Consider the following 26,052-nt stretch of genomic DNA (forward strand, 5'->3'; position numbering starts at 1 on the left):
AGGTTATGGCATAATTCCTGCCAATCGATGCCAAGGAGTGCCGTGAATGGCCAAGTACGACAAGATTTCTCCCGAGACCCAGCAAGAGGCGATAAAGCTCGCCCGCGCCAACCAGAGGCCGGGCCAGACCAAGGAGCAGACCCAGCTGATAGCCCAGGGCATCCAGAAGGGCATAGACGAATACAAGAAGCAGATGAAGGCTCGTGCCCGCGAGGCCAGCCGCCAGAAGAAGCTGCAGGCCAAGGCGAAGTCGCAACCACAGGGTGAGCATCATGAGGAAGAGATCGAAGTCGAGATCATCGAGATCCGCCGCCAACATCCCCTGCCCTGGGTGCTGCTGGGGCTGAGCTGGCTGGCCTTCGCCTGTGGCTGGTACTGGCTGCGCTGAGCCGCTCGCAAACCTTTGCCCTGGGATCGGCTTCACAGCCCGGGGCATGGATGCTGGTCATCCCCTCCCCTGGCTGATTAAATTCGCCCCCCATCGTCTGGAGAAGCTTTCACATGAACCCGGCCCCGCTCTATCTGCTGGCCCCCCTGGTGCTGTTTATCGTCACCCTGGTGCTCTATCGCATCTCGCCCCTGCGGGCCGTCGCGGCTGGCAGCGCCCGCTGGTTTATCCTGCCCGCGTTTACCCTCTTCGTCCTGCTGATCGTCATCAATGGTGCGGCCGATCCTGCCCAGCGCAGCCCCAGCTTTCACTGGCTAATGCCGGGGCTCGGCTTTGCGCTGAGCCTGTTCCCGGCCCTGCCCAAGGCGCTGGTGCCCCGACTCGCCATCAAGGAGGGTGCCTTCGCCGCCCTCGGACTGATGCTGATGAGCCTGGCCATGGTGTATTGATGCAGGCCGTGATCGGCCTGTGACGGAACAGGAGGCGCTCTGTAACGGGCGCCTCTTGTACAAACAATGGCCTGCGGGCATCTTGGGTGGCAGGAATGCTCGCCAGGAGGCCAGATGCACAACCTGCCCGACTTCATGACCCTGTGGGATTATCAGGATCCCGCCGCCAGCGCTGAGCACTTCCATGCCCTTCTTCCCGAGGCTCGTGCCGCCGATCTGCAGTACGAGCTTGAGTTGCTGACCCAGATAGCCCGCACCCACTCCCTGCGACGCCAGTTTGCCGAGGCGCACCAGCTGCTCGACGAGCTAGAACCCCGCCTCACGACTGCCACCCCGCGAGCCCGTCTTCGCGCCCTGCTGGAGCGTGGCCGCTGTTTCAACTCAGCGGGCGACAAGGCCAGTGCCAAGCCGCTGTTTGAACAGGCCTGGCAGCTTGGGCTCAAGCAAGGGGAGGAGTTCCTGGCCATAGATGCTGCCCATATGGTGGCCATCACCGCACCGCTGGAGGAGCAGAGCCGCTGGCATCAGCTGGCGATGACCCTGGCCGAGCGCAGCCAGGACGAGCGGGCCCGGGGCTGGCTGCCAAGCCTTTACAACAATCAGGGCTGGACTCTGTTCGAGCTGGGACGCCTGGCGGAGGCCAGAGCCAGTCAGCAGAAATGCGTGGCCTGGCACGAGCAGCACAACAACCAGGCCAAGGCCTTTATCGCCCGCTGGAGTCTGGCGCGCCTCACCCGGGCGCAAGGCTTGCACGAGCAGGCGATGGGAGAGCTGAAGCAGTTGCAGGCCGACATGCCCTCCGCCAGCACCCCCGAGGATGGCTATCTGTTTGAGGAGTTGGGGGAAAATGCGCTGGCGCTGGATGATCCGGCCACGGCCGAGTATTTCGCCCGCGCCTGGTTCCTGCTGTCTCAGGATGGCTGGCTGCAGGCCAACGAGGCCGAGCGGCTGGCGAGGCTCAAGCGCCTCGCCAAGCTCTAGCGAACAACCGAGAGAAAACAACAGGGCGGCCCCTCGGCCGCCCCGCACACAAGCCAATCAACTCCGAATGACGCCCACCATCCCGGCACCGACCTCAGCCTTAGGCTTGCCTCCTCCCGTCCCTGCTTCTTGCGATAGCGGGATTGGAAAAGAGTGGGCTGAGCGTCCATCAACCCTGGCTCGCCTCTTCCCAGCCCTGCTTCTTGCGATAGATAGTCGAGGGGCTGATCTCCAGCAGGGCCGCCGCCTTGGGGATGTTGCCGTCACAACTGGCGATGGCCTGCTCTATGGTCTCCTTCTCCACCAGCCAGAGCGGCCGTATGGGGGCCCGGCTCGGGGCCTGGGCGACCACCTCGGTGGCGCTTGCCGCAGGCAGCACAGCCACGCGACCCTGGCCGCCATTGAGGGGAGGCGGCAGTATCTCCGGGCTCACCAGCCCCCTGTCGTTGAGCACCACTATGTTGCGCACCACGTTCTGCAGTTCGCGCACGTTGCCGGGCCAGGGGTAGTCCAGCAGCACCCGCACCGCCTCGGCATCGAAGTCTTTGAAACGTTTGTTCTCTTCCTTCGCATAACGCAGCAGAAGATCCCGTGCCAGCAGCAGGATATCCTCGCCACGCTCCCGCAGGGGGGGCAGGCTCAGGGGGATGACGTGCAGCCGGTAGTAGAGATCCTCCCGAAAACGCCCCGCCTTCACCTCCACCAGGGGGTCCCGGTTGGTGGCGCAGACGAAACGCACGTCCACCGTCTCCAGCTTGCCGCTGCCGACCCGCTGCAGGGTGCCGGTCTGGATGAAGCGCAGCAGCTTGCTCTGCAGGTCGAGATCCATCTCGCAGATCTCGTCCAGAAACAGGGTGCCGCCGTCCGCCAGGCTGGCCGCCCCCTTGCGATCCCCTTGGGCGCCGGTAAAGGAGCCTTTCACATGACCGAAGATCTCGCTCTCCATCAGATCATGGGGGATGGCGGCGCAGTTCAGCGCGATGAAGGGCTGCTCCCGGCGCGGGCTGCACTGATGGATGGCCTCGGCGCACACCTCCTTGCCGGTACCACTCTCCCCCGTGATAAAGACGGTCGCCTTGCTCGGCGCCGCGCTCTCTATGATGCGATAGACCGCCTGCATGGGCATGGAGGCGCCGATGAAACCGGCGAAGGAGCTGCGTTCGAAGTTCTCCCTATACTGGGCCACCAGGGAGCTGAGCTGCTGATGCTTCAAGGCATTGCGCGCGGTGGCGCACAGCCGCTTGCCGTCGAACGGCTTGGTCAGGAAATCGAAGGCCCCGTGGCGCATCGCCTCCACCGCCACGTCCACAGAGCCGTGGGCGGTGATCACCACCACGGAGCAGGGCAACTGCTGCTCGGTGATCTGCTGCAGTATGTCCATGCCGGACATGTCCGGCAGCTCCAGATCCAGCAACACCACGGGAGGCGGGCTCGCCAGCAACTGCGCCAGCGCCTGCTGGCCACAATCGGCCAGCAGTACCTCATAGCCATCCTGGGCCAGGTACTGTTCATAGACGACCGCCAGACTGCGGGTGTCTTCCACCAACAGGACGCGAGGTTTGCTTTCAGCCACGGGATCCATCCTTGCGATTGATTTTGTTGTCTATTCTGCGGGCGATATGCCACACACTCAAGCCATGCAGGCAGGCTTTCTGACAATTCTGGCTACCAGACAAAAGTAAAAACGGCTCCCAGAGGAGCCGTTTTTGTGCAGTTTCCTGCTTATTTCTTCGCGTCGGCAGCATCGGCGGCCGGCTTCTCGATGGCGAGCAGCTCGACGTCGAACACCAGCACGGCGTTCGCCGGGATGGAACCTGCACCGTGCTCACCGTAGGCCAGCTTGGACGGCAGGAAGAACTTGAACTTGGAACCGACCGGCATCAGCTGTACGCCTTCGGTCCAGCCCGGGATCACCTGGTTCAGCGGGAAGGTGGCCGGCTCGCCGCGATCGACGGAGCTGTCGAACTTGGTGCCATCGGTCAGGGTACCGGTGTAGTGAACCTTGACGATGTCGGTGGCCTTCGGCTTGGCGCCGTCACCCATCTTCTCGACCAGATACTGCAGGCCGGATTCGGTGCTCTTCACGCCCTCTTTCTTGGCGTTGGCGGCCAGGTACTCTTCACCCTTCTTCAGGTTGTCCACGGCATCCTTGTCAGCCTTGGCCTTGGTCAACTCGTTGATCTTGGCGTCGTATTCCTGCAGAACCTTCTGGATCTCCTCGTCGGTCATGCTCGCTTCCTTGCCCAGACCGTCGGTCACCCCTTTGAGGATGACGGTGTTGTCCAGCTTGATGCCGAGCTCTTGCTGGCGCTCCAGGGTATTGGCGATGTAACGACCCATGGAGAGGCCGATCGCGTAGCCGGATTGCTCTTCAAAGCTCTTGGCTTCTGCCTTGGGGGCCTCTGCGGTCTTGCTGGCCTCTGCCTTCACCTCTGCATTGTTGGCAGCCGGCTTTTCATCTTTTTGGCAACCAGTCAGGCCGACGGTAACGGCCGCGGCCAGCAGGGACACCTTCAGAAAATTGTTCATCAGTTTCTCCAAAACTCTAAATACCGCTCTCGGTTCCTTCATGAAATGAGAGGTTTATAGTGATAAGCGCCTTATACTAACGCCCTGATCGCAGGTAACGAAAGCATGAGACAGGAAAAATGATCAAAAGTGCCATTTATCTCCTCGCGATTTGCCTGATGCTGACGGGTTGCGAACAGAGCTCATCCCCGGACCAGCAGATCCGCCTCGCCAATCAGGGCTTGCTGAGTGCGGATCTGAGTCAGGATGGCCAGCTGGCCATCGCCTCCAGCCTGGGTCAGGGCACTGTGGTGTGGGATCTCGCCAAGGGCCAGGAGCGCTGGCGCTGGCGCCAGTCCGATGACCAGAATGACTTCGTGACCCTCACCCGTTTCTCCCCGGACGACAGCCACGCCATCACGGCAACCCAGCACGCCTTCGCCATCTGGCGGCTGCAAGATGGCCAGTCCCAAGGCTACTACTCCCTTCCTGAATCCAGCCTGAGGGACGCGGCGCTGTCCGCCGACGGCACTCAGGTGCTGATCGGGCGCGAGGATGGCAAGGCGGAAGTGGTGGATACCCGTACCGGTCGCAGGTTGCAGTTCCTCGGTCACAGCGAGCAGGTCAATACGGTGGATCTCTCCGCCAATGGCCGCTACGCCCTCACCGGTGGCAACGACTACAGCGCCTACCTGTGGGATACCCGCTCCGGCCAGGTGGTGTGGCGCTTCAACCACGGTGGCCGGGTGGTGATGGCACGGCTGGAGCCAACCGGACGTTACGCCTTCACCGCCGACAGTCATCAGGCCACCATCTGGGATCTCAAGACCGGCAAGGGACTGAGCCGCCTGCAATTCGATCACCGCTTCGAGGTCTACACCAGCGCTCGCTTCGCCAATGACGGCCAATGGCTCATCACCGGCTCCCCCTCCCGCCAACTGCTCCTGTGGCAAGTCAGCGACGGCAGCCTGCTGCAGAGCTGGCGCGTCTCCCCCCATTCCAAGGCGAAACCACCGAGCGCAGTGGTCTATGGCGTGGCTTTGCGCGACAATAGCCACCTCGTCAGCGCCAGTTCCAGCGGCCTGGCCGAAATCTGGACTATCAAGTAAGGACCAACAGGCCCATGAGTCAGCAACTTAACGATCGCCTCGAGACCCTGGAAAGCCGTCTCGCCTATGCCGAATACACGGTGGAGCAACTCAACGACGAGGTGACCACCCAGGGTCGTGAGCTCGATCGGCTCAAGCATCAGATCCAGCTGTTGATCGACAAGCTGCAGAGCGTGCAACCGAGCCAGATCGCCAGCATGGCGGAAGAGACGCCGCCCCCGCACTACTGAGCGCAGCGCCCGTCGCCCATAAAAAAACCCGCAACGAGGCGGGTTTTTTTATGGGGCCAAATGGCCGATCAGTGCTGGTGACCCTTGCCACCGCAACCGCCGCCACCGCAGCAACCGCCGTGACCGTGGTCGTCGCCGTGATCATGACCGTGGTCGTGGCCGTGATGACCACCGCCGCAGCAGCCGCCATGGCCATGATCGTGATCATGGTCGTGATCATGGTCGTGATCGTGGCCATGGTCGTGACCGCAGCCACCGGCGCCGTGCACGTGGCCATGGGCCAGCTCTTCAGCAGTGGCGGCACGCACTTCCTTGACTTCAACCTTGAAGCCCAGGGTCACGCCGGCCAGCGGATGGTTGCCATCCACCTTGATGAACTCTTCGGAGACCTCGACCACGGTCACCGGACGGTGGCCATCGTCGGTCTCGGCAACGAAGGTATCCCCTTCAGACACTTCCATGCCATCGAACAGCTCGCCCGGCACTTCTTGCACCAGGTTCTCGTCATACTCGCCGTAGGCCTGGCTCGGGGTCAGGGTAACCTCGAATGCCTCGCCCACGCTGCGGCCTTCCAGTTCGGCTTCGAGGCCGGAGACCAGATAACGGGTACCGTGCAGATACACCAGAGGCTCTTTACCGACAGTGGTGTCGATGACTTCACCGTGTTCGTCGGTGACCGTGTATTCCAGCGTAACCACGCTCAGGGGAGCTACTTTCATGTCAGGGATCCTGCGGATAGAAAAAAACGGGGCCAGAATACCTCAAAAAGGTGGCCAAGCATATGATCTGCCCCGCCTGGGCGTGCCGAAAAATCCAGCAGCCCGGAACGGGGCTGGCCGCCCCAAGGAACCAGGGATGCCCCTAGCAAAGGGGCCGGCCTGCCGCCCACCCAGCCTCCCGGGTCAGTTTGCCCGGCGGGCCGGGTGCGAGGCGGGGTTCACTTCCCCCGTTATTCCGGCCTAAACACCCCGATGACCTGCTCGGCTTCGCGGGTCGCCTTGTCCACCTCGGCCTGGGTCTGCACCTGGGTATCCCCGCAGTCGACACAGGTCACCTTCTCGACTCCATGCTCCATATACAGCATCATGGTGTCCATCTTGCCGCACGCCGGACAAACTGCACCGGCAATGAAGCGCTTTTTACGTCTGGTTTCCATTTTTGTTACCTCCAGGCAGCATCATATCAGGGTTTTTACATGCATCACGCCATCGAATATCAGCATTTTTCCACTCCTCATCTGCAGATGGGGGCCCGCAAGCGCAGCCCCCTGGGCCAACTGCTGCGGATCACCCGGGGAGCGGCGCTGCTGAGACTCGGCGCCCAGGAGCTGCTGTTGACGGCGGGCAGCCACTTCTGGCTCTGCACCGATGCCCTCGCCGCCTTCACCCCTTTGGCGGGCTGTCAGCACGATCGGCTGAGCTGTTCCGTGCGAGTGGCGCAGCCGCTCCAGGCGGGCTGGCTGCAGGCCACGCCGCTGCTGGATGCCCTGCTGGACAACCTGGCCGGTTGGGACAAGGGGCGCGACTGGCAGGGGGCCTATGGTCATCGCCTGCGGGTCGCTCAGGACGAGCTGATGGCTTCGACCCTGCTTCCCCAGACCACAACCCCGTTGCAGGCGGCCTGGCAGGCCCTGCAGGCAGGGGGCAGCGTCGACGAGTCCGTGTTTGTCGCCGCCGGCCTGGACGTGCAATCCCTGCGCGCCCAGTGGCAGTTGCTGCAGGCCGCTCGCCTGCTGAGAAGCGGCAGCAAGCTGGCACAGGTGATGGACAAGCTGGGTTATCAGGATGAGGCCGTCCTGGCGGATGCCTGCCAGCGCTGGCTCGGTCAGCCCCTGGCGGCCCTGTCACAGCCCTGAGCCGGTGACTCGGGCCGGAAAAAACCGGGGGAAAGGGATCCAGTTTTGCGGCCAGCGGTCGCTAATAACAGACGAGTCATTCTGTTTCGCATCCCCTATGCTGAACACCACCGTTTAGATCAACAGGACATCCGCCATGACGAGCAAGGCCAACCAATCCCAGGGCATGTTGCTGTTTCACCTCTCCGCCAGGCAATCCTTCGCCATCGGCACCCTCAAGGTGAAGGAGATAGTGCCCTATACCCAGCTCACCGCCCTGCCCCACTCCCACCCGACCGTGCTCGGGGCCGCCAACATGCGCGGCACCACCATACCGGTGATCGACATGGCGATGGCGGTGGGCTACAGGCCCATCGCCAGGGAGGAGATGGCCCAGTGCTTCATCATCATCACGGATTGCCGCCGCACCCTGGTGGGCTTCCTGGTACGCGGCATCGACAAGATCACCGAGTGCAACTGGCGTGACATAGAGCCGCCTCCCCCCTCCCTCGGCCACAACGTGTTCGTCACCGGGGTGACCAAGGTCGGCGATCAGCTGATCCAGCTGCTGGACGTGGAGCTGATCCTCTCCCGGGTCTACCCGGACGATCCCAGCCACCTCTATCCGGTGCTGACCGACGTGCAGCGCGAGCGCCTCAAGCCGATGCGGATCCTGCTGGTGGATGACTCCGCCGTCGCCCGCCGTCAGCTGATGGCGGCGCTGGACTACATCAACATCCCCTACGAGGTCTGTACCAACGGCCGTGATGCCCTCAGCCTGATGCAAGCGCGGGCCGCCCAGGGCAACCCCATCGACATCCTGGTGAGCGACATCGAGATGCCGGGGCTGGATGGCTACGAGCTGGCGTTCGAGGTGCAGAGCGATGCCAAGCTGGCGGAGGCCTACATCATCCTGCACACCTCCCTCTCCAGCGAGATCAGCGTGGAGCGGGCCCATCAGGTGGGCGCCCACGAGGCCCTCACCAAGTTTGAAGCGAACGAACTGATCCAGGCCATGCTGCGAGGTGCCGAACACCACGACCGCCTGCCCGCCTGATCCCCGACCTCTGATGACGGTGGCGAGCCAGCCTCGCCGCCGTTTGCCACCTCGCGAGCCCCTTATGTTGATTGAGAGCCACTTCCACGCCCCCTGGTGGGCCCGCAACCCCCATCTGCAGACCATATTGCCGAAGTGGCTGCGCCGGGCGCCCGCCCGCTTCACCCCGGAGCGGTTCGAACTGGCAGACGGGGATTTCGTCGATCTCGCCTGGAGCGGCCCCATCAGCCAGGATGGGAAACCGCTACTGGTGCTGTTCCACGGTCTCGAGGGGAGCATCCACTCCCACTACGCCAAGGGGCTCTTTGCCCATCTGCAGCGGCAGGGCAATGAAGCTGTTTTGATGCATTTCCGGGGCTGCAGCGGCGAGCCGAACCGGCTGTTGCGGGCCTATCACTCCGGTGCCATCGAGGATGCCCAGGCGCTGATCGCCGAGCTGGGCCGCCGCTTCCCCGGCAAGCCCATGGTGGCCATCGGTTACTCTCTCGGGGGCAACATGCTGGTGAATCTGCTGGCGCGGGCCTGCCCGGTGGAACTGACCGCCGCCGTGGTGATCTCGGCGCCGTTGCAACTGGCGAGCTGCGCGGATCGGGTCAATCAGGGCTTCTCACGGGTCTATCAGAGCTATCTGCTGCGCACCATGCGGGACAACCTGCAGAAGAAGATCCGCCATCAGGCGGCGGCCCAGGCGCGCTGGCAACCGGAGGCGGTCACCCGCATCGCCACCCTGCGGGATTTCGACGAGCAGGTCACCGCTCCCCTGCACGGTTTCGACAGTGCGGATCACTACTACAGGAGCTGTTCCGGGCTCGGCATGCTGGCCCGGATCACCATCCCGACCCTCATCATCCACGCCGCCGACGATCCCTTCATGACAGGGGCCGTGATCCCCGCCCCCGAACAGCTCTCCCCCCAAGTGCGCTATGAGCTGAGCCGCCGGGGTGGGCACGTAGGCTTCCTGCACGGTTCCCCCTGGCGTCCCCGCTTCTGGCTGGAGGAGCGCATCAGCCAGTGGTTGCAGGAGCAGACTCAAGGGGCTATTTGATAGCCGTTTCGTCCCCCGTCCTTGACCCGGTAGAGCGCCTCGTCCGCCCGCGCCAGCAAGGCCTCTATGGTCTCACCGCGCCGCCAGAGCGCTATCCCCTGGCTCGCGGTGACCCGCTCGGCGACGCTGGAGTCGGCATGGGGGATGGCGCAGATGGCGAGCTCGCCCGCGATCCGCTTCGCCACCGTCTCGGCGGCAGCGGCATCGGCCCCGTACAGCAGAATAACGAACTCCTCCCCCCCGTAGCGGGCCACCACATCGGTGGGTTCGCGCAGGGAGGTGCTCAGGCAGTCCGCCACCGCGATCAGGCACTCGTCTCCCTGCTGGTGACCGTAGCGATCGTTGAACAGCTTGAAGAAATCCACGTCCAGCAGGATCAGCGCCAGCTTCTCGTGCTGGGCCTGCACCTCCTTCAGGATCTGCTCGCTGACGGTGGCAAAGTAGCGGCGGTTCGCCACCCCGGTCAGGGGATCGCTGTTGGCCATGGCATCCATCCGCCGCGCCAGCACCAGGTTGTCGTGCTCCCTCAGCACCGCCAGTTCGAACCAGCCGTTGAGCATGCGTCGTCCGGTTTCCAGCACGGTGAGCAGCACCACCACTGACAGCCCGTTGATCATATTGATCGGGGACGGGCTGCCGCAGGCCCGTATCAGCACAAACAGCAAGGGAGTGACCGCCAGGCAGTAGAACAGCCGCCCCTCGCTGTAGAAGGCGATGAGGGCCGTCAGCAGCAGCAGGCTCACCATGTTGAAGCTCAGACTGAATCCCCCCTTGGGATCGACCTGGGAGATGGTATGGCCCGTCGATGCCCAGACCACGCCCCAGCACAGGGCACAGCCCCACAGCCAGGGTCGCCACACGGAGGGCGGCTGGCGGGAGAGCCAGCGCCACAGGAGGGGTAGCAGCAGGCAGATGCCCAGCATGGCGATGAGCTGCCACTCGTAGTGCCAGGGCAGGAGCCCGGTCGGCATCATCTGCGCATCCCAGTAGACATAGAAGCGGGTGATCAGAAACAGGATGGCGATCAGATTGATGACCCAGAACCAGCGCAGCCCCCCGCCCAGGGCCCGGCGACGGGCATCGTGCAGGTGGTGATCGAACCGGCTGGCGAGGCGGCGCTGCTCAACGGACAGCATGGATGACCTCACGGGGACAAACTGCTTGCGCTCGGTGGCCAGACAAAGACAATGTCCGCATACCCATGACCGAAGATGAAACCATGATAATCCCCTGGCAAGAACTGGATCCGGATACCCTGCACAACCTGATAGAACATTTCGTCCTGCAGGAGGGAACCGAATACGGTGAACAGGATGTCAGCCTGGCTGACAAGGTCGATGATGTCAGAAAACAGCTGCGGCAAGGTAGTGCCGTCATCGTCTACAGCGAGCTCCATGAGAGCATAAATATAGTTCCTCTGGAGTCCTTACATCGTTTCGCCGCACCAGACATGCCTGAATGAGGCACATATCTCGCTGCCACGGGTAGCGAATATGACCAACGAATAGCATTTCAAGAGCATGAATAATAAATACAGATGATATGGGCAGTATTTTTCGCTATCCATCAGGATTCCCACGACCGGGGTCGGCCACAGAACCCACTTGACCGCCCTTTGATCCTCCCCTTATAACGGGACTCCCAAGGAAGAGAGAATTCTATGTCGGCCAAGCATCCCATCATCGCGGTTACCGGTTCGTCCGGTGCCGGCACCTCCACCTCCACCAACGCCTTCCGATCCATGTTCCATCAACTGGGTTACAACGCGGCCGTGGTGGAGGGGGACAGTTTTCACCGCTATACCCGACCCGAAATGGACGTGGCCATTCGTAAGGCCCGGGAGCAGGGGCGCCACATCAGCTACTTCGGCCCGGAGGCGAATGACTTCGGCCTGCTGGAGTCCTTCTTCCAGGAATATGGCCAGAACGGCAGCGGCCAATACCGTCGCTACCTGCACAGCTTCGACGAGGCGGTGCCCTTCAACCAGATGCCGGGCACCTTCACCCCCTGGCAGGCGCTGCCCGGTGAGACGGACCTGCTGTTCTACGAGGGGCTGCACGGCGGCGTGGTCACCGACGAGCACAACGTGGCACGCCACGTGGACTTCCTCATCGGCGTGGTGCCCATCGTCAACCTGGAGTGGATCCAGAAACTCATTCGCGACACCTCGGAGCGCGGCCACTCCCGGGAGGCGGTCACCGACTCCATCGTCCGCTCCATGGACGACTACATCAACTTCATTACCCCCCAGTTCTCCCGCACCCACATCAACTTCCAGCGGGTGCCCACCGTCGACACCTCCAACCCCTTCAGCGCCAAGGTGATACCGAGTCTGGACGAGAGTATGCTGGTGATACGGTTTCGAGGCATCAAGCAGGTGGACTTCCCCTACCTGCTGTCGATGATCGACGGCGCCTTCATGTCCAGGATGAACACCATAGTGGTGCCGGGGGGCAAGATGGGCTTCGCGATGGAGCTGATCCTGCGCCCCCTGATCCAGCAGCTGATCGAAACCGGCAAGATCACCTGAACCAAGGAGTTCACGATGCGCGCCGCACTTCTCTCGTTAACCCTGGCCGCCCTGCTGGGCGGCTGCACCACAGGCCCTGCCGCTCCCACTGTGGAGACCGGCACCATGGTGGTGCGCCCGGCGGACCACTGGCGCTACGGCGCCACCCCGCGCTACGCCCTGGCCGAACAGTTCCAGTATGCGGGCAACAGCGCTGCCGGCTGGCTAGAGCCGGTACAGCAGGCAGTCAGCCAGGATCTCAACAACCGCGGCTGGCAGAGCGTGCCCCTCGATGAGGCCGACGTCTGGGTCGCCATCGGCGTGGCGGGCAGCAAGGACATGAGCGACGGGGAGATCTTCTCCCGCCTCGGCATGACCCCGGGTCTGCAGGCCAAGGGGGATGCCCGCAAGGGCACCCTGGCCATACTGCTGCTCGACCGCCAGAGCCAGCAGGCGGTGTGGAGCAGCGCCATCCAGCTCGCCAGCGACGTGCCCATTGACGACGATAACCGTCGCCAGCTCAGCCAGCAGCTCGCCACCCAGTTGCTGGGTGCCCTGCCCCACTAATCCCCAGAAACACAAAGGCCCGCTCGATGCGGGCCTTTTGACACACCAGACAGACGAGCGGTTACTTGAGCTCGCAGGTGAGCAGGGTCACGCCGTTCTTGACCAGGGTGGCGTTCTTGTCCTGATGGGAGAAGGTGGTCACGCCGTCTGAATAGCTGGACGTCCCCTTGGGGGCCTCGATGCGACCCAGCTTGTGATAAACCCCGGCATAGGGGAACTGCACCATGTCGGCCTGGGCATCATAGGTGATGGCCAGCAGCTCTTCCCCGCACTGGTACTGGCGGTACTGATACTGGGTCGGCTGCGGCATGCTGCAGGCGGCCAGTCCGAACAGGGGAAGCAACATCATTATTTTCTTCATTGTAATTTCCTTATGTCATGGTGTTATCGGCAGATCCAGCTACGCGTATCAAGCCTCAAGGATTTGATAACTATGAGTAATTTCTACGGCTTTTTCCAACATCAGGGAAACTGAACAATATTTTTCCATCGACAGATCCACCGCACGGGCCACCTGCTTCTCGGCCAACCCCTTGCCGGTGACGACGAAATTGAGATGGATCTTCTCGAACACCCGGGGCACGGATTCGGCACGCTCCCCTTGCAGCTCCACGTGGCAGGCGGTCACGGACTGACGCGCCTTCTCCAGGATGGAGACCACGTCGATGGAGCTGCAGCCACCGACCGCCAGCAGGATCATCTCCATCGGGCTGGCACCCTCGCCCGGGTTGGCGCCGTCCAGGGTCACCTGATGACCAGACTCGCTCTCGCCCACAAACTTCATGCCTTCCACCCAGCTGACCTTGGCTTTCATCTCACATTTCCTCTCAATGACGACGGTTCTGACGCCCATAGCATACCTCAAGCAGGGGCCGTGTGGCACATACCCATATTCTTGCGAACTTCCCGCCTAAATAGATCGAAATCAACATCTTTCGATGCTTTCTTACCTAGAATGGCCGGAATGGCGCAGCAGAACGACGCAAGAGGCGACTCGCAAAAGTCCCCGAAGCCTTGTCAGCACAGGCAAAGGCTCTTATTCTACTGCGACCCGATACAAGGAATGGCAAGCGTGGCACCTTGCCCGGACGCACGAGTCCACAAAAATGACACTACAGAGGAAGTCTCATGATCATTGGCAAACCGCAAAGCGATCCCACCCTTGAGTGGTTCTTGTCGCATTGCCACATTCATAAGTATCCCGCCAAGAGCACCCTGATCCACGCCGGCGAGAAGGCAGAAACCCTCTATTACATCGTCAAGGGTACCGTCGCCGTCCTGATCAAGGATGATGAAGGCAAGGAGATGATCCTCTCCTACCTGAACCAGGGTGATTTCCTCGGCGAGATGGGCATGTTTGAAGAGAACGAGAACCCGGAGCGTTCCGCTTGGGTGCGTGCCAAAGGCGCCTGTGAAGTCGCCGAGATCTCCTACAAGAAATTCCGCCAGCTGATCCAGGTCAACCCGGACATCCTGCTGCGCCTCTCCGGCCAGATGGCCAAGCGCCTGCAGCATACCAGCCAGAAGGTCGGCAACCTCGCCTTCCTGGATGTGACCGGTCGTATCGCCCAGACCCTGCTGAACCTGGCCAAGCAGCCGGATGCCATGACCCACCCGGATGGCATGCAGATCAAGATCACCCGCCAGGAGATTGGCCAGATCGTCGGCTGCTCCCGCGAGACCGTCGGCCGCATCCTCAAGATGCTGGAAGAGCAGGAGCTCATCTCCGCTCACGGCAAGACCATAGTGGTGTTCGGTACCCGCTGAGGGCGCAGCCCTTTGCCATCACGCGAACGCCGTCAGATAAAAGGCTGCCCCGGCAGCCTTTTTTGATCGCCTCCCCTATAATCGAACCCCTCCCTGGCCTCAACCAAGCGAGTAGCTATGCATCTTCAATGCCCTATCTGTCGTGGTGCCCTGCATCTTCATGAAGCCTCCCGCGGGGTCTATTGCGACAAGAAACACCATTTCGATCCGGCCCCGGAAGGCTATCTCGATCTCATCCCCGGCATCAAGAATCCGAAAGACAGCGACAGCCGCGCCCTGCTGCGGGCCAAGCGCCGCTATCTGGAACAGGGCCACCAGCTGCCCGTGGTGGAGGCCATGGCGGCCATGCTGGCCCCTCTCGGCGCCCATGAGCTCATTCACCTCGGCTGCGGGGAAGGCTACTACTGCCGCGCCCTGGCGGAGCGGCTGCCGGGCTGGCGCATCGGCGGCTTCGATCTGGCCAAGAACGCCATCTTCGCCGCCAACAAGGCCCAGCCAGACGGCCAGTTCATCATCGCCGACCCCGCCCGCGCCCCGTTGCAGGCGGGCACGGCCCAGGTGCTGCTGGTCAACGACCTCAAGGTCAAGACCGAGCTGCTGGTCAACTGGCTGGCGCCGGGTGGCTATCTGCTCTACCTGCAGCCGGGCCCGCGCCACCAATGGCAGCTGAGGGTCAGCCTCAACCCGGTGAGCATGGAGCACCCCCTCAGCTGGCCGAGCCTGGCCGGACTGACCCCGGTCGCCCAGCAGCGTTGCCAGTTCACCACGGCCCTGGATCAGGGTCTGCGCGAGCACATCCTCGAGACCAGCCGCCTCGGCTGGCGCGCCAGCGGCGAACAGCGCCACGCCTTCACCCACCAGGGACCGGACGAGCTGGAGCAGGATCTGCTGCTCGGCCTGTGGCAAAAGCCGCTCTGACCCCGTTATCCCCATAAAAAAAGGCCCCTCAGGGCCTTTTTTTATTGCTGCTTCAACCTGCTTCGGTGGGGTATTTATCTATCTCAACCGAACCAGGCAGAGCGAATGACTACTGCAATGGCCTGCCATTGACGGTAAACGTCAGGGTCCCGCTCACCCCCTGCAGGGCCCCTTCGTCCAGGGTGCGCCCGCCGCAGACCACGGCGGCGCTGCGTGGCTCGCTCGCCTCCGGCACGTTGACGTGGAACTTGTTCATCAGGTTGGCGCTCAGGCGGTGGTTGGCCAGCCGGAAGTGCAGGGTGCCATCGCGGGTCTCCACCTGCAGCTGGCAATCCCCCGTCCCGAGGCGCGCGGCGTCATCCCCGTAGCTGAAGCCATAGGCGCCGTGCAGCGCCGGATAGATATAGCTCGGCAGCTGGCCCTGGGGATCGTAGTAACCCACCAGGGTGGTCACCGGAACCCCGAAGCCTTGCGGCTTGCGCGGGGCCCGCGCGTCCACCAGGGCCCCCTCCTGCCAGCGGCTGCCATCGGAGGTGTAGCTCTTCTTGAAGCCCCGGGAAACGGTGATCTGCTGACCGTTGATGAAGAGGGTGCTGTTGTAGCCGGCATCGTGCACGATGTTCAGGATGCGGCCCGCATTGGCGGCCGAGGCGGCGGGCGGCTGGATGTTGCGCGTCCAGTTGCCGTCCCACATGGCGATCCTGACCAGATCGTACTCGGCCAGCAGGGCCGTGAGCGCGGCCTCGCCGAGGCTGGCCACCGGCGCGTTCACCTGCTCCAGGGCGTCGACCTTGTGCTCATAAGGCTCCATGGTCGCGGTAGTGGCGTTCCACTTGCTGAATCCGGTCACCGAGTCGGCATCGAACACCGCCTTGCTCTCGAGGAAGCGCTGGATGATGGCGGCCGAGTTGGGGGTATAGAGGGTGAAACGGTTGAAGCCGGAGAGGGGGGCGCCCCCCGCCATGGCGTCGAAACCGAACGGGCGGCCGTCGAAGGGGGCCTGGCACTGACCATCCAGGCAACTGCTCTGGCCGTTGCGACCCGGGCCGAAGTTGGGAATGAAGCGATTCTTGTCCCCGTCCCAGCCCCAGCTCGAGTTGCGCGCCTCGGCACTGCGATGCACCGAGCCGGCGAAGCCTCCCACATAGTGGCCGAGGCCATAGTTGTGGCCCACCTCGTGGCTGAACTCGTTGCCCAGGGAGCTGTCCAGGGTGACGATGCCGCCCCCTCCGGAACCACCGTGCACCTGCACCCCGTTGGCGTACTTGCCGCGGCTGTTGTGGGCCGCCAGCTGGGCCACCACATAGGGGTGGCTGCTCTCTCCTTCACCGGCGGTGCTGTTGATGCCGTAGTTCGCGTTGTCGATGCCGTGGGAGATCAGCTCCTTGCCGATGCGCTGGCGCATGGTGCCCTCGTGCCAGCCCCCCTGGCTGGGATCGAAGTCCGTGAGCAGGGTGCCGTCCGGCAGCATCACCTCCGGCAGGGAGAGGGGCGCGTACTGGCTGACGATGAGCCGGCTGGTGGGCACCGTCTGGAAGTATTCACGGTGGGCCTCGGGATCCCTGGCGAAGGCGAACTGATCCCGGGGAGAGGTGAGCATGCCGATGTCGATGGTGTGGATGAGCAGCTCGCTCGGGGCGCCGACCTGCAGATCCGCCAGCTCGCCGCTCAGGGCCCCCTGACTCAGCTGCAGGCTCAGGCCAGGCCGGATCCAGTGGGCGGGCAGCACGGCGCTCCAGGCGTCGGTCGCATAGCGGATGCCGTTGTTCTCAAGCTCTCCGTCCCGGATCCACTGACCGCCCACGAACTTGAACTGCAGCGTCTGACCGCGGGAGACCGTCGCCTGACGACCGCTGTAATGTACCGTCGAGTTGTAACCGGCGTTGGAGACGAGGCGCACCATCTTGCCGGCCATCTCGGCCCCGCTCGGCAGGTGGATCTCCCGCACCCAGCGTCCGTCCGCGGTCTGTATGGTCACCAGGGCGTGGGGCTGCAGCTTGCCCTGCAGGAAGACGGCGGCCGGATCGCTCAGCCTGGCCAGCTCGCCGCTGCTGTTGATGACGGTACTGGTGCCGGGGCCCGGGGTGAAATCGACTCCCTCCTCCGGCGAGCCCTCCAGGTAATAGGCAGGCTTGGGCAGCTGATCCGGATTATTGAGGGTCAGGGTGCCCAGGAGCTGGCCATCGCCATCCCTGACCGTCAGCTGCATGGGGACGCTGGTGTCGGCCTGCAGGGGACGCACCAGCAGCAGGCTCTTGCGCTCGGCCACCAGCCTCGGCTGATTGTCCCCCTCCTGGGGGTGAGCCGGCAGGATCTGGCTCTGGGCAAACTGCACCTGGGCCGCGAGGGAGCCTTGCAGATCGTTGATGGGGGCCCTGTCGTTGAACACCAGGGGAGAGGGTGCCTGAACCGCGGCCAACAGGGGGCCGCTTGCCAGCGTGGCCATGATCAGGCTGGCGATGTGCGTTGTTTTCATTGTCATGGTTCTCATCTTGATGGGCATGTCCACATGCCCTATTGCTGGGAAGCGCCGGCGTTGACAGCCAAAAACCGGCCGACGCCCTGGCCGGGATTGCCCCGGCAAGCCATTCCCGACCGCAAGTGGCGTCAGCCAACTTGCAAGCGGGGTGTTGATTCATCAGGCCCATCGCGGTGCAAGGGCCCGGCGATGGCGAAATATGCTCCTTCGATCCCGAGCAGACCGGCGACTAGGCGCCCCTCTCGGTCGAGGATCTCTGCTGGATGACGCGCCCGTCATGGACCTTTTGGGCGCGGATTGAACTGCCGATAAAAAGAATGGGGCCTAGGCCCCATTCTCCCTTGATGGCGATCAGTTGCAGCTGGCTGCCCCCTGATCAACCCAGACCGCGGCCTTGCCGGGCTCGTCACCCTTGGTCCAGTACTGGGCCTTCCACTTGCGACCGTTGTGGTTGGTCAGATCGCCGGCGTTATAGGCTACCCCGGCATTCCAGCCGAGCTGCACCGCGCTCAGCAGCTTCCACTGATCCGCGGTCTGGCTCGGCTCGTTGCCCTGAGTCCAATACTTGGCCTGCCACACCAGCTGCTTGTGGCTCACCTTGGCATTGGTGTTGTAGACGGCGCTGGCACTCCAGGCCGGATGGTTGACGGCATCCGGATCGGTCGCCTCGCAGCCACCGCCCGTGCTGACCGGCTTGACGGTCAGACGGGTACCGGCGCTGGCGTCCAGGGAACCGTCGGTCACCACCAGGGTCAGGTCATAGGCGGTGTCGCTGGTAACGCTCGGGCCAGTGACCACCAAGGTCGCGCTGTTCTGACCGGTGGCGGTGAGGCCAGCAGGCAGGCTCCACTGATAGGTCAGGGCGTCGCCGTTCGGATCGGAGGCGGTGGCCTGGATGGTCACCAGCTTGCCGGATTCGACGGTGGCGGTGGCCGGTACCGTCACCACGGGGGCCAGGTTCGGTTGCGGCGCCTTGTTGGTCACCACCACCTGATCCTTGGCCGTGAGGTTGTGATCGTCGGTAACGGTCAGCTCGAACACCAGGTTGACGTCGGCGCTGACGGCATCCAGCACCACACGGGCCTTGGCCTGGGTAGCGTCGAGCAGGGAGGCCTGCGGGCCAGAGACCTGCTTCCAGCTGTAGCTCAGCACGCCGCTCTCCGGGTCGTGAGAGGCCGCGCCGTTAAGAGTCACCTCGGCCGGACCGGTGGCGCTCAGATCGCTGCCGGCGTTGGCCACTGGCGGCTTGTTGACCGGCGGCGTGGTGCCGCCATCCCCGTGGCCGAGCCCCTCGTGCATGGCGTTCAGGATGTCGCCGTTGTCCGCATCGATCTCCCAAGCGAAGAGGCCGCCGAGCTGGTTCGCCAGCACGTACTGACCCTTGGCCTTGACCGAGCGACCGTTGTCGAAGCTGATGAGGTCCCCGGTGCTGGGTTTGAAGACGTAAGGCGCTTCCGCCGTTTCGTCATAGCCCTGCTCCCAACCTGCGCCCATGCGGTTGTTGACGATGTCGCGGTAATCCACCACACCGTTCTCCCAGGTGCCCTTGATGGGCCCGGTGGCGGTGCCGGTGAAGGGGTTGCCGGCCTGATAGCCATTGACCCCGGTCCAGCCACGGCCATACATGGCCGCCCCCACCACGACCTTGCCCGGGGTGACTCCCTGGCCGAGCAGCGCCTTGACGCCCTTGTCGGTGGTGTACTTGGTGGCCGGATCCCAGCTCGATGCGTAGAGGTTGGTCTGGTGAGCCAGGTTCTTCAGATCGAAGGCGCCGCTGAAGTCGTAGCTCATCAGGAAGATGTAATCCATGTACTGCTGGGCAGCCTGATAGTCCACCTTGGCAATCTTGTCGCCGCCGGCGCTGATGGCCGAGGTGAGCTCATACTGGCGGCCGGTCTCGGCTTCCAGCTCGTCCAGCATGGCGCGCAGCTCTTTCATCAGCGCCACATAGGTAGCGCCATCGTTCGGCCCACCCAGGTTGGGGTTGGCACCCTGGCCACCGGGGAACTCCCAGTCGATGTCCACGCCATCGAAGAATTTCCAGGTCTGCAGGTACTCCTTCATGGAGGCGACGAAGGTGTCGCGCTTGGTCTTGTCGCTGAAGAAGTAGAAGGGATCGGAGAGGGTCCAGCCACCCACGGACGGCAGGATCTTGAGGTTTGGATTGGCTTTCTTGAGGGCCATCAGGTTGCCGAAGTTACCCTTGTAGGGCTCATCGAAGGCGGTGAGGTTGCCCTGCCCCATCTGGACAGCGGCCCAGGGATCATGGATGGAGACCTTGAAGTCTTCACGACCGGCACAGGAGCGCTGCAGCGCCTCGAAGCTGCCGGAGATCTCTTTCAGGCTGTCGTTGATGCCGTTACCGCCACAGATGGGGGTGAAGCCGTAGAGGATGTGCGTCAGGTTCTTGGCCGGGATCTTGTCCACGGTAAACTTGCGACCATAGACCCCCCACTCCACGTAGTAGGCCCCCACCACCTTGCCGGACTTGTTGGCATAAGGCTTGTTGTTCTCTTGCAGCGGTGCATTGAGCGGCGCCAGGTGGCTGCCGTCGGTGTCGGCCACCACTATCTCCTTCTTGTCGGAGAGGGTGCAGCCGTCGGCGTTGCACAGGGCTACCTGCATCTGGTAGCGGCCACCCTTGGTGACCTTGAAGTTGGCGGTGCCCGCCGCACTGGCGGCGCCGGACCAGACCTCCTTGCCATCGAGCAGTACCTTGGCGGTCTGGCCCACGTCGCCGGACCAGAGGTTCCAGGTCACGCTGACCGGGGCGCCATCCTTGTGGACGGTGACCAGCTTGTTGTAGGAGGTGGCGGCCTGATCGACCTGGATGATGGCGAACTTGGTTTCGCCCCAGCCGATGGTGGGTTTGCCGGGGGCGGCGGCGAAGGCGGAGGTAGAACAGATCCCCCCGACCAGGAGCGCCAGCAGGGAATGTTTTGGACTGAACATAGTTGAACTTCCTTATTTCGTTATTTGTATGAACAACGAAAAAGGCAACGCAACCTGACAGGTAACGCAGACAACATCGCTACCATGGCTTGGCTCCATGGACGATACAACCTGTGGTGGCCCCGCTATCCTAGGTACTCTGACCCTTAGACCGGAGGCTTTGCGTCCCGGACTTTCATCCGGTTTGCCTTTTTTGCACAACTTGGTTTGCGATGAAAATAATCGCCGAATGACTATAGATGAGAGAAAACCTCACGCCACCTAGTAGAAATGACAGTAAGAGGGACTCACTATTCAGAGTTGGCTGCGATCATGCATGCAAACCGGCGACAACGTCGCCGATGCATCCGGATGAGAACCATTATCAGCCATGAGCGACAAAGATTAATTCTGTGAATGCAGTCACGCTATGGGCAACAGGAGGCTGTTCATCAGGGCCCTCAGCTTGAGGGGCTTGACCGGTTTGCTGACGTAGCCGAAGCCGTGCTCGCGGATCTGCGCCTGCAGCTCGCTCTTGCGATCCGCGCTGATGATGATGCCGCCGATACCGTTGCCATGGGCCAGCCGGATCATGTGCAGGGCCTGCAGCCCGGTCTTGCCGTCGTCAAGGTGATAGTCGGAGAGCACCAGGCGCGGCAGGAAGCCGTCCGCGATGAGCGACTGCGCCTGCTCCAGGCTCTGGGCACAGCGCACCTCGCAGCCCCAGCGCCCCAGCAGGGAGTCCATGGCGGTGAGTATATCCTCCTCGTTGTCGATGCAGAGGATCCTGACCCCCTCCAGCTGACTGTCCCGCACCACGGGCGCCGCCACCGGCAACGGCATCACGGGGCGAGCCGCCAGGTTCAAGGTGATGGCGAAGACCGAGCCCACGTCCGGCCAGCTGCGCAATGAGAGCTGATGGCCCAGCACCAGGGAGATGCCGCGGGCGATGGCGAGCCCCAGCCCCAACCCCTGCTCGCGGGCGGTGCGGGAGTGGTCCAGGCGAGAGAACTCGTCGAAGATGGTCTCCTGCTTGTCGAAGGGGATGCCGGGACCGTTGTCCCACACCTCGATGCGTACCTTGTCCCCGAGCCGGCGGCAGCCGAGCAACACCCGGCCCCCCGGGTTGTAGCGAAACGCATTGGTGAGGAAGTTCTGCAGCACCCGGCGCAGCAGGCGCACGTCGCTGTGGACCGCGATCCGGCTCTCCACCACGGAGAACTGGATGCCCCCCGCCTGAGCCAGCACCCCGAACTCCGCCTTGAGGTTGTCAAATACGTCCCTCAGGGCGAAGTCGAGCTTCTTCGCCTTGAACTTGCCCGCCTCCAGCCGGGAGATGTCCAGCAGATCCGTGATGAGATCCTCGGTCGCTCCCAGGGCATCGTCGATATGGCGGGCGATGCGGATCTGCTCGGCCCTCTGCTCCGCTCCCTGCTCCCCCGGCAACATCTCCAGCAGGGAAGAGGTGAACAGCTTGGCCGCGTTGAGAGGCTGGGTGAGATCGTGGCTCACTGCCGCGAGGAAACGGCTCTTGGAGTGATTGGCCCGCTCCACCTGCTGGTTCACCAGCAGCAGCTGGCGGTTGAGCTCTGAGAGCTCATGGGTGCGCTCCGCCACCCTCGCCTCCAGGTGCTCGTTCGCCTCTCGCAGCACCCGCTCCGCCGCCCGGAAGGGGGTGATGTCGGTGAAGGTCATGACGAAGCCCCCCGCCGGCATGGGGTTGCCCTGCATCTCTATCACCCGCCCGTCCGGGCGCTCACGGGCCGAGACGTGGGGGCTGCCCCGCTGCATGAAGGCGACCCGACGCGCCACATGGGCCTCGATCTCCCCCGGGCCGCACAGCCCCTGCTCGGCGTTGTAGCGGATGATCTCCTCGATGGAGCGCCCCACCTGGATGAGGCCGGGAGGATAGTGGAACAGGTCGATATAACGCCGGTTCCAGGCCACCAGCTTGAGCTCCCTGTCCACCACCGAGATCCCCTGCCCCATGTGTTCTATGGCCCCCTGCAGCAGGCCGCGGTTGAAGCGGAACACGTCCGAGGCCTCGTCCACTATGGTGGCGATCTCCTCGAGTTGCATGTTGCGTCCCTGCAGGGCGGAGGCCAGCACCAGGCGCGCCGACGAGGTACCGAACACCCCGGCCAGCAGCCGCTCCGTGTGGGCGATGAGCTCCGCCGACGCCTGCATCTGGGGCGCCAGGGTGCCGCCGTGCTCGCCGGCGAAGCGGCCGAAGGCGCGCTTGACACGGCTGGAGCCGACGAAGCGGGCCGCCAGCATCTCCAGCTCCTTGACCGAGACCCTCGCCTGATAGAGGGTCGCCTGATCCCGACTCGGCTTGCCGACGAAGTTCGCCGCCTGCAGCCGCTCGCTCACCGCCGCCCGCGACAGCAAGGATCCCGCCACATAGCCCACCAGGTTGAGCAGCAGGCTGATGAAGATGCACCAGGCCCCGATGCTCAGATCGCGGAAAGCAGGCCAGTCCGGCGGCGCCAGCAGGGCCTCCAGGGGGGAGCCCGCCAGCAGGCCGCTCTCCGCCAGCAGGGTGAGGAACCAGAGGCTGACCCCGAGGCCGAGACCGAGGTAGACCCCCTTGCGGTTGCCATGGCGCCAGTAGAGGCCGAGCAACAGGGCCGGGGCGAACTGGGCCACGGCCCCGAACGACAGATAACCGATGCGCGACAGGCTGGTGAGATCCCCGAGCCAGAGATAGAGGGTCCAGGCCGCCAACAGGATCAGCAGGATGACGCCCCGGCGCACCTGCAGCAGCAGCCGCATCAGCCGCTCATCCCGCCCTTGTTGCCAGAAGCGTCGCAGCAGCACGGGCAACACCAGATCGTTGCTGACCATGATGGCCAGGGCTATGGTGCAGACGATCACCATGCCGGTGGCCGCCGAGGTCCCCCCGAGGAAGGCCAGCATCGCCATGCCATCGAATCCCAGGGACATGGGCAGGCTGATGACATAGGTATCCGACCCCAGATCCGCCCCCACCCACTGCTTGCCCGCCAGGGCCAGGGGCCAGATGAAGAGCCCCATCAGGAACAGATAGAGCGGGAAGACCCAGCGCGCCCAGTGCAGATCCTGGCCCTGGTTGTTCTCCACCACGGTCACGTGGAACTGGCGCGGCAGGCAGATGACGGCGCACATGGCCACCAGGGTATAAATAGCCAGCTCCAGCAGGCTGCCGGGGGAAACATCCACCACGGCGCTCAGGAAGTCGCTGGCCACTAGGGACCGGGCCTCGCTCGGCTTGGCGATGATGAGCCAGAGCGCGAAGCCCCCCACCGCCATGAAGGCGAGCAGCTTGACCAGGGATTCGAAGGCGATGGCCACCACCATGCCCCTGTGGTGCTCGGTGGCGTCCAGGTTGCGGGTGCCGAACAGGATGCTGAACAGAGCCAGTATGAGGGTGACCCCCAGGGCCAATTCAGCTGTATTGCCGGTGGGTCCTGCCGGCACCGAGTTCGCCATCAGCAGATCCAGCCCGGTGACGATCGCCTTGAGCTGCAACACCAGGTAGGGAAGTATTCCCATCACCGCGATCAGGGTGATCACCATGGCCAGTCGCTGGGACTTGCCGTAGCGGGCGGCGATGAAATCGGCGATGGAGGTGATGTGTTCGCGCTTGGCCACCAGGATGAGGCGGGCCAGCAGCCGCCAGCCGAACAGGAACACTAGCATGGGGCCGAGGTAGATGGGCACCGGGGACCAGGGGGACTCGCTGGCCTGACCGACGGTGCCGAAGAAGGTCCAGGAGGTGCAGTAGACCGCGAGCGACAGGCTGTAGAGCAGGGGCTGCCCCTTGAGACGGCGGCGCTTGTTCTTGTCCGCCACGAAGGCGATGAGGAACAGCAAGCCCAGATAGGCGAGCGACAACCCGATCAGCAACCATCCTTGGTGCATTTGCTCAGACTCCCTTGTCCAGATAGAGGAGAGGCGCCGCCCTGAGGCCGCGCCGCAAAGCGGGGATCATGGGCGGCTCCCGGCATGGTCCGTCTCGCGCAGGCGCAACACGAAGACCGGCAGCACCACCCCTATCATGAGGTAGAAGATGCCGCCACCCAGGGGCTCGAACAGCACGCCGCAGAGGGTCATCAGGGCCGCCACCACCATGCCGAGGCCGAGGGCCGCATAGAGCCCCTGGGCCGGGATCATCTGTTCGGCAGGCAGTTGGCGGGTCATGAAGCGGATGGCCCCCAGATGGCTGACGCAGAAGGTCACCGCATGGAGCAGCTGGCCGAGCACCAGCACCCAGAGCTCGCTGGAGGCGCCGAGCAGGGTCCAGCGCACCACACAGCCGACGGCGCCGATGAGGAATAGGGTCTGGGCACCGAAGCGCTGCAGGAAGCGCTTGTCGGCGGCGAACATGCAGATCTCCGCCACCACCCCCAGGGCCCAGAGGTAGCCGATGACGGTGCCGCTGTAGCCCTCGGCCTTCCAGTAGATGGCGCTGAAGCCATAGTAGGCGGCGTGACTGCCCTGCAGCAGGGCCGTGATGAGCAGGAAACGCCGCACCGAGGCGGACTTCAGGGTCTCTCTCAGGGAGGCCCTGGCCCGCTCCCCCTGCAACTCCTGGGGCGCAGGATTGAGCGGCAGCAGGCTCAGCACCAGCATCAGCAAGAGGCCCGCTGCCATGGTGTGCAGCACCCAGTCGCTACCGAAGTTGCCCACCAGGGCCCCCACCAGGGTGGAAGCGACGATAAAGGCGAAGGAGCCGCACAGCCGCACCTTGCCGTAGTCTAGGTGGGTCTGCACCACCATGCGGGTGGCCAGCGCCTCCCCCACCGGCATCAGGGTCGGGTAGATGAAGTTCGCCACCAGGGTCAGCGCCACCAGCCACCAGATCTGGTGGCTCAGGTAAAACCCGAGGAAGGCCAGCAGACTCAGCAGGCAGAGCAGCCGGGTGATCGGCAGCAAGTGCCCGGCCCCCTTGATCCGCCCCATGATCAGCAGATTACCGGCGAAGCGTATCGCCATGCCGGCCCCGAGCAGCAGGCCTATCTGCTCGGCACTCACCCCTATCCCCTCCAGCCAGAGCGACCAGAACGGCAGGTAGGCGCCATAGACGAAATAGAAGGCCCCGAAGAAGAGGGCTAACCAGGAGAAGGCGGGCATAGAGACTCGGCAATGGCGCAAGGGGGATTGAGGATAACCCATCCTGGCCCAGGTATCCCCTGTGACAAGAGAGATAACCTCATCAATATCAACAAAATGGGGCCTTTGTCTCAACATGCTCATCCAGCCCGGCGCCGGTGACCCGTTTCACTATCCAGGCCAGGC

General features: G+C 63.5%; 24 protein-coding genes and 1 riboswitch. Of the genes, 13 read left to right on the plus strand and 11 right to left on the minus strand.

What is annotated here, in order from left to right:
- Nucleotides 1–46 precede the first annotated feature (46 nt).
- From ACRCYW_RS12315 to ACRCYW_RS12325, 3 genes are all read left to right on the plus strand, one after another.
- Nucleotides 47–388 (plus strand): DUF2956 domain-containing protein, encoded by a 342-nt coding sequence (locus ACRCYW_RS12315; protein ID WP_438550370.1) that lies wholly within the window; start codon nucleotides 47–49, stop codon nucleotides 386–388.
- A gap of 113 nt (nucleotides 389–501) precedes the next feature.
- Nucleotides 502–837 (plus strand): hypothetical protein, encoded by a 336-nt coding sequence (locus tag ACRCYW_RS12320; RefSeq protein ID WP_438550371.1) that lies wholly within the window; start codon nucleotides 502–504, stop codon nucleotides 835–837.
- 114 nt (nucleotides 838–951) lie between these two features.
- Nucleotides 952–1,818: a tetratricopeptide repeat protein gene (locus ACRCYW_RS12325; RefSeq protein ID WP_438550372.1), complete on the plus strand. Its 867-nt coding sequence runs from the start codon at nucleotides 952–954 to the stop codon at nucleotides 1,816–1,818.
- Between the two features lie 169 nt (nucleotides 1,819–1,987).
- On the opposite strand, the gene ACRCYW_RS12330 is transcribed toward ACRCYW_RS12325, so the two are convergent.
- A complete protein-coding gene (locus ACRCYW_RS12330; RefSeq protein WP_438550373.1) occupies nucleotides 1,988–3,391 on the minus strand; it encodes a sigma-54-dependent transcriptional regulator in 1,404 nt (467 codons plus the stop codon).
- A 149-nt stretch (nucleotides 3,392–3,540) separates the two neighbouring features.
- On the minus strand, nucleotides 3,541–4,347 hold the full coding sequence (fkpA, locus tag ACRCYW_RS12335) for an FKBP-type peptidyl-prolyl cis-trans isomerase (RefSeq protein WP_438550374.1): 807 nt from the start codon (nucleotides 4,345–4,347) through the stop codon (nucleotides 3,541–3,543).
- 119 nt (nucleotides 4,348–4,466) lie between these two features.
- Here fkpA and ACRCYW_RS12340 point away from each other — a divergent pair, with 119 nt between their 5' ends.
- Both ACRCYW_RS12340 and ACRCYW_RS12345 read left to right on the plus strand, forming a co-directional pair.
- On the plus strand, nucleotides 4,467–5,435 hold the full coding sequence (locus ACRCYW_RS12340) for a WD40 repeat domain-containing protein (RefSeq protein WP_438550375.1): 969 nt from the start codon (nucleotides 4,467–4,469) through the stop codon (nucleotides 5,433–5,435).
- A 14-nt stretch (nucleotides 5,436–5,449) separates the two neighbouring features.
- Nucleotides 5,450–5,665, plus strand: a complete 216-nt coding sequence (locus ACRCYW_RS12345; protein WP_349921220.1) for a SlyX family protein — start codon at nucleotides 5,450–5,452, stop codon at nucleotides 5,663–5,665.
- Between the two features lie 68 nt (nucleotides 5,666–5,733).
- On the opposite strand, the gene ACRCYW_RS12350 is transcribed toward ACRCYW_RS12345, so the two are convergent.
- Together ACRCYW_RS12350 and ACRCYW_RS12355 are read right to left on the minus strand one after the other, a co-directional pair.
- On the minus strand, nucleotides 5,734–6,384 hold the full coding sequence (locus ACRCYW_RS12350) for an FKBP-type peptidyl-prolyl cis-trans isomerase (RefSeq protein ID WP_438550376.1): 651 nt from the start codon (nucleotides 6,382–6,384) through the stop codon (nucleotides 5,734–5,736).
- Nucleotides 6,385–6,614: 230 nt separating this feature from the next.
- Complete coding sequence (locus ACRCYW_RS12355; RefSeq protein WP_033130616.1) at nucleotides 6,615–6,821, minus strand: YheV family putative zinc ribbon protein; 207 nt, start codon at nucleotides 6,819–6,821, stop codon at nucleotides 6,615–6,617.
- A 39-nt stretch (nucleotides 6,822–6,860) separates the two neighbouring features.
- Between ACRCYW_RS12355 and ACRCYW_RS12360 the strand changes: the two genes are divergently transcribed.
- From ACRCYW_RS12360 to ACRCYW_RS12370, 3 genes are all read left to right on the plus strand, one after another.
- Nucleotides 6,861–7,520 carry a hypothetical protein gene (locus tag ACRCYW_RS12360; RefSeq protein WP_438550377.1) on the plus strand — a complete coding sequence of 220 codons (660 nt, stop codon included), beginning with the start codon at nucleotides 6,861–6,863 and terminating at the stop codon, nucleotides 7,518–7,520.
- A gap of 136 nt (nucleotides 7,521–7,656) precedes the next feature.
- Nucleotides 7,657–8,556 (plus strand): chemotaxis protein, encoded by a 900-nt coding sequence (locus ACRCYW_RS12365; RefSeq protein WP_438550378.1) that lies wholly within the window; start codon nucleotides 7,657–7,659, stop codon nucleotides 8,554–8,556.
- A 64-nt stretch (nucleotides 8,557–8,620) separates the two neighbouring features.
- The gene (locus tag ACRCYW_RS12370) at nucleotides 8,621–9,601 is read left to right on the plus strand and encodes a hydrolase (RefSeq protein ID WP_438550379.1); all 981 of its coding nucleotides are present in this window, start codon (nucleotides 8,621–8,623) and stop codon (nucleotides 9,599–9,601) included.
- Here the strand turns inward: ACRCYW_RS12370 and ACRCYW_RS12375 are convergent.
- Nucleotides 9,586–10,737, minus strand: a complete 1,152-nt coding sequence (locus ACRCYW_RS12375) for a membrane-associated sensor domain-containing protein (protein ID WP_438550380.1) — start codon at nucleotides 10,735–10,737, stop codon at nucleotides 9,586–9,588. The genes ACRCYW_RS12370 and ACRCYW_RS12375 overlap by 16 nt on opposite strands.
- Nucleotides 10,738–10,820: 83 nt before the next feature.
- On the opposite strand from ACRCYW_RS12375, the gene ACRCYW_RS12380 reads away from it, so the two are divergent.
- From ACRCYW_RS12380 to ACRCYW_RS12390, 3 genes are all read left to right on the plus strand, one after another.
- Nucleotides 10,821–11,063 (plus strand): YheU family protein, encoded by a 243-nt coding sequence (locus ACRCYW_RS12380; protein WP_438550499.1) that lies wholly within the window; start codon nucleotides 10,821–10,823, stop codon nucleotides 11,061–11,063.
- A 198-nt stretch (nucleotides 11,064–11,261) separates the two neighbouring features.
- A complete protein-coding gene (locus ACRCYW_RS12385) occupies nucleotides 11,262–12,131 on the plus strand; it encodes a phosphoribulokinase (RefSeq protein ID WP_438550381.1) in 870 nt (289 codons plus the stop codon).
- Between the two features lie 15 nt (nucleotides 12,132–12,146).
- The gene (locus ACRCYW_RS12390) at nucleotides 12,147–12,677 is read left to right on the plus strand and encodes a DUF4136 domain-containing protein (protein ID WP_438550382.1); all 531 of its coding nucleotides are present in this window, start codon (nucleotides 12,147–12,149) and stop codon (nucleotides 12,675–12,677) included.
- Nucleotides 12,678–12,738: 61 nt separating this feature from the next.
- On the opposite strand, the gene ACRCYW_RS12395 is transcribed toward ACRCYW_RS12390, so the two are convergent.
- A complete protein-coding gene (locus ACRCYW_RS12395) occupies nucleotides 12,739–13,038 on the minus strand; it encodes a hypothetical protein (RefSeq protein WP_438550383.1) in 300 nt (99 codons plus the stop codon).
- A 48-nt stretch (nucleotides 13,039–13,086) separates the two neighbouring features.
- The gene (locus tag ACRCYW_RS12400; protein ID WP_349921210.1) at nucleotides 13,087–13,491 is read right to left on the minus strand and encodes an OsmC family protein; all 405 of its coding nucleotides are present in this window, start codon (nucleotides 13,489–13,491) and stop codon (nucleotides 13,087–13,089) included.
- Between the two features lie 314 nt (nucleotides 13,492–13,805).
- Here ACRCYW_RS12400 and crp point away from each other — a divergent pair, with 314 nt between their 5' ends.
- Together crp and ACRCYW_RS12410 are read left to right on the plus strand one after the other, a co-directional pair.
- Complete coding sequence (crp, locus tag ACRCYW_RS12405) at nucleotides 13,806–14,444, plus strand: cAMP-activated global transcriptional regulator CRP (RefSeq protein WP_025328082.1); 639 nt, start codon at nucleotides 13,806–13,808, stop codon at nucleotides 14,442–14,444.
- A 117-nt stretch (nucleotides 14,445–14,561) separates the two neighbouring features.
- Complete coding sequence (locus tag ACRCYW_RS12410; RefSeq protein ID WP_438550384.1) at nucleotides 14,562–15,362, plus strand: putative RNA methyltransferase; 801 nt, start codon at nucleotides 14,562–14,564, stop codon at nucleotides 15,360–15,362.
- A 109-nt stretch (nucleotides 15,363–15,471) separates the two neighbouring features.
- Here ACRCYW_RS12410 and ACRCYW_RS12415 read toward each other — a convergent pair whose 3' ends face one another.
- The 4 genes from ACRCYW_RS12415 to ACRCYW_RS12430 form a co-directional block, all read right to left on the minus strand.
- Nucleotides 15,472–17,844, minus strand: a complete 2,373-nt coding sequence (locus ACRCYW_RS12415; RefSeq protein ID WP_438550385.1) for a M66 family metalloprotease — start codon at nucleotides 17,842–17,844, stop codon at nucleotides 15,472–15,474.
- 348 nt (nucleotides 17,845–18,192) lie between these two features.
- Nucleotides 18,193–20,793, minus strand: coding sequence for a glycosyl hydrolase family 18 protein (locus ACRCYW_RS12420; RefSeq protein WP_438550386.1), 2,601 nt, complete (start codon nucleotides 20,791–20,793; stop codon nucleotides 18,193–18,195).
- 112 nt (nucleotides 20,794–20,905) lie between these two features.
- Nucleotides 20,906–20,992, minus strand: a riboswitch (cyclic di-GMP riboswitch).
- A gap of 203 nt (nucleotides 20,993–21,195) precedes the next feature.
- Complete coding sequence (locus tag ACRCYW_RS12425) at nucleotides 21,196–24,675, minus strand: hybrid sensor histidine kinase/response regulator (RefSeq protein WP_438550387.1); 3,480 nt, start codon at nucleotides 24,673–24,675, stop codon at nucleotides 21,196–21,198.
- Between the two features lie 66 nt (nucleotides 24,676–24,741).
- Nucleotides 24,742–25,887: a 3-phenylpropionate MFS transporter gene (locus tag ACRCYW_RS12430; protein WP_438550388.1), complete on the minus strand. Its 1,146-nt coding sequence runs from the start codon at nucleotides 25,885–25,887 to the stop codon at nucleotides 24,742–24,744.
- Nucleotides 25,888–26,052: the final 165 nt, after the last annotated feature.

Origin of the sequence: Aeromonas sp., from assembly GCF_051657805.1 — a bacterium.
Taxonomy (GTDB): domain Bacteria; phylum Pseudomonadota; class Gammaproteobacteria; order Enterobacterales; family Aeromonadaceae; genus Aeromonas.

What these genes read in the sequence shown, in the direction of transcription:
- ACRCYW_RS12315 (WP_438550370.1), top strand. Translation starts at nt 47, where the DNA reads ATGGCCAAGTACGACAAGATTTCTCCCGAGACCCAGCAAGAGGCGATA.
- ACRCYW_RS12320 (WP_438550371.1), top strand. Translation starts at nt 502, where the DNA reads ATGAACCCGGCCCCGCTCTATCTGCTGGCCCCCCTGGTGCTGTTTATC.
- ACRCYW_RS12325 (WP_438550372.1), top strand. Translation starts at nt 952, where the DNA reads ATGCACAACCTGCCCGACTTCATGACCCTGTGGGATTATCAGGATCCC.
- fkpA (WP_438550374.1), bottom strand. Translation starts at nt 4,347, where the DNA reads ATGAACAATTTTCTGAAGGTGTCCCTGCTGGCCGCGGCCGTTACCGTC.
- ACRCYW_RS12340 (WP_438550375.1), top strand. Translation starts at nt 4,467, where the DNA reads ATGATCAAAAGTGCCATTTATCTCCTCGCGATTTGCCTGATGCTGACG.
- ACRCYW_RS12345 (WP_349921220.1), top strand. Translation starts at nt 5,450, where the DNA reads ATGAGTCAGCAACTTAACGATCGCCTCGAGACCCTGGAAAGCCGTCTC.
- ACRCYW_RS12350 (WP_438550376.1), bottom strand. Translation starts at nt 6,384, where the DNA reads ATGAAAGTAGCTCCCCTGAGCGTGGTTACGCTGGAATACACGGTCACC.
- ACRCYW_RS12355 (WP_033130616.1), bottom strand. Translation starts at nt 6,821, where the DNA reads ATGGAAACCAGACGTAAAAAGCGCTTCATTGCCGGTGCAGTTTGTCCG.
- ACRCYW_RS12360 (WP_438550377.1), top strand. Translation starts at nt 6,861, where the DNA reads ATGCATCACGCCATCGAATATCAGCATTTTTCCACTCCTCATCTGCAG.
- ACRCYW_RS12365 (WP_438550378.1), top strand. Translation starts at nt 7,657, where the DNA reads ATGACGAGCAAGGCCAACCAATCCCAGGGCATGTTGCTGTTTCACCTC.
- ACRCYW_RS12370 (WP_438550379.1), top strand. Translation starts at nt 8,621, where the DNA reads ATGTTGATTGAGAGCCACTTCCACGCCCCCTGGTGGGCCCGCAACCCC.
- ACRCYW_RS12375 (WP_438550380.1), bottom strand. Translation starts at nt 10,737, where the DNA reads ATGCTGTCCGTTGAGCAGCGCCGCCTCGCCAGCCGGTTCGATCACCAC.
- ACRCYW_RS12380 (WP_438550499.1), top strand. Translation starts at nt 10,821, where the DNA reads ATGATAATCCCCTGGCAAGAACTGGATCCGGATACCCTGCACAACCTG.
- ACRCYW_RS12385 (WP_438550381.1), top strand. Translation starts at nt 11,262, where the DNA reads ATGTCGGCCAAGCATCCCATCATCGCGGTTACCGGTTCGTCCGGTGCC.
- ACRCYW_RS12390 (WP_438550382.1), top strand. Translation starts at nt 12,147, where the DNA reads ATGCGCGCCGCACTTCTCTCGTTAACCCTGGCCGCCCTGCTGGGCGGC.
- ACRCYW_RS12395 (WP_438550383.1), bottom strand. Translation starts at nt 13,038, where the DNA reads ATGAAGAAAATAATGATGTTGCTTCCCCTGTTCGGACTGGCCGCCTGC.
- ACRCYW_RS12400 (WP_349921210.1), bottom strand. Translation starts at nt 13,491, where the DNA reads ATGAAAGCCAAGGTCAGCTGGGTGGAAGGCATGAAGTTTGTGGGCGAG.
- crp (WP_025328082.1), top strand. Translation starts at nt 13,806, where the DNA reads ATGATCATTGGCAAACCGCAAAGCGATCCCACCCTTGAGTGGTTCTTG.
- ACRCYW_RS12410 (WP_438550384.1), top strand. Translation starts at nt 14,562, where the DNA reads ATGCATCTTCAATGCCCTATCTGTCGTGGTGCCCTGCATCTTCATGAA.
- ACRCYW_RS12415 (WP_438550385.1), bottom strand. Translation starts at nt 17,844, where the DNA reads ATGACAATGAAAACAACGCACATCGCCAGCCTGATCATGGCCACGCTG.
- ACRCYW_RS12420 (WP_438550386.1), bottom strand. Translation starts at nt 20,793, where the DNA reads ATGTTCAGTCCAAAACATTCCCTGCTGGCGCTCCTGGTCGGGGGGATC.
- ACRCYW_RS12425 (WP_438550387.1), bottom strand. Translation starts at nt 24,675, where the DNA reads ATGCACCAAGGATGGTTGCTGATCGGGTTGTCGCTCGCCTATCTGGGC.
- ACRCYW_RS12430 (WP_438550388.1), bottom strand. Translation starts at nt 25,887, where the DNA reads ATGCCCGCCTTCTCCTGGTTAGCCCTCTTCTTCGGGGCCTTCTATTTC.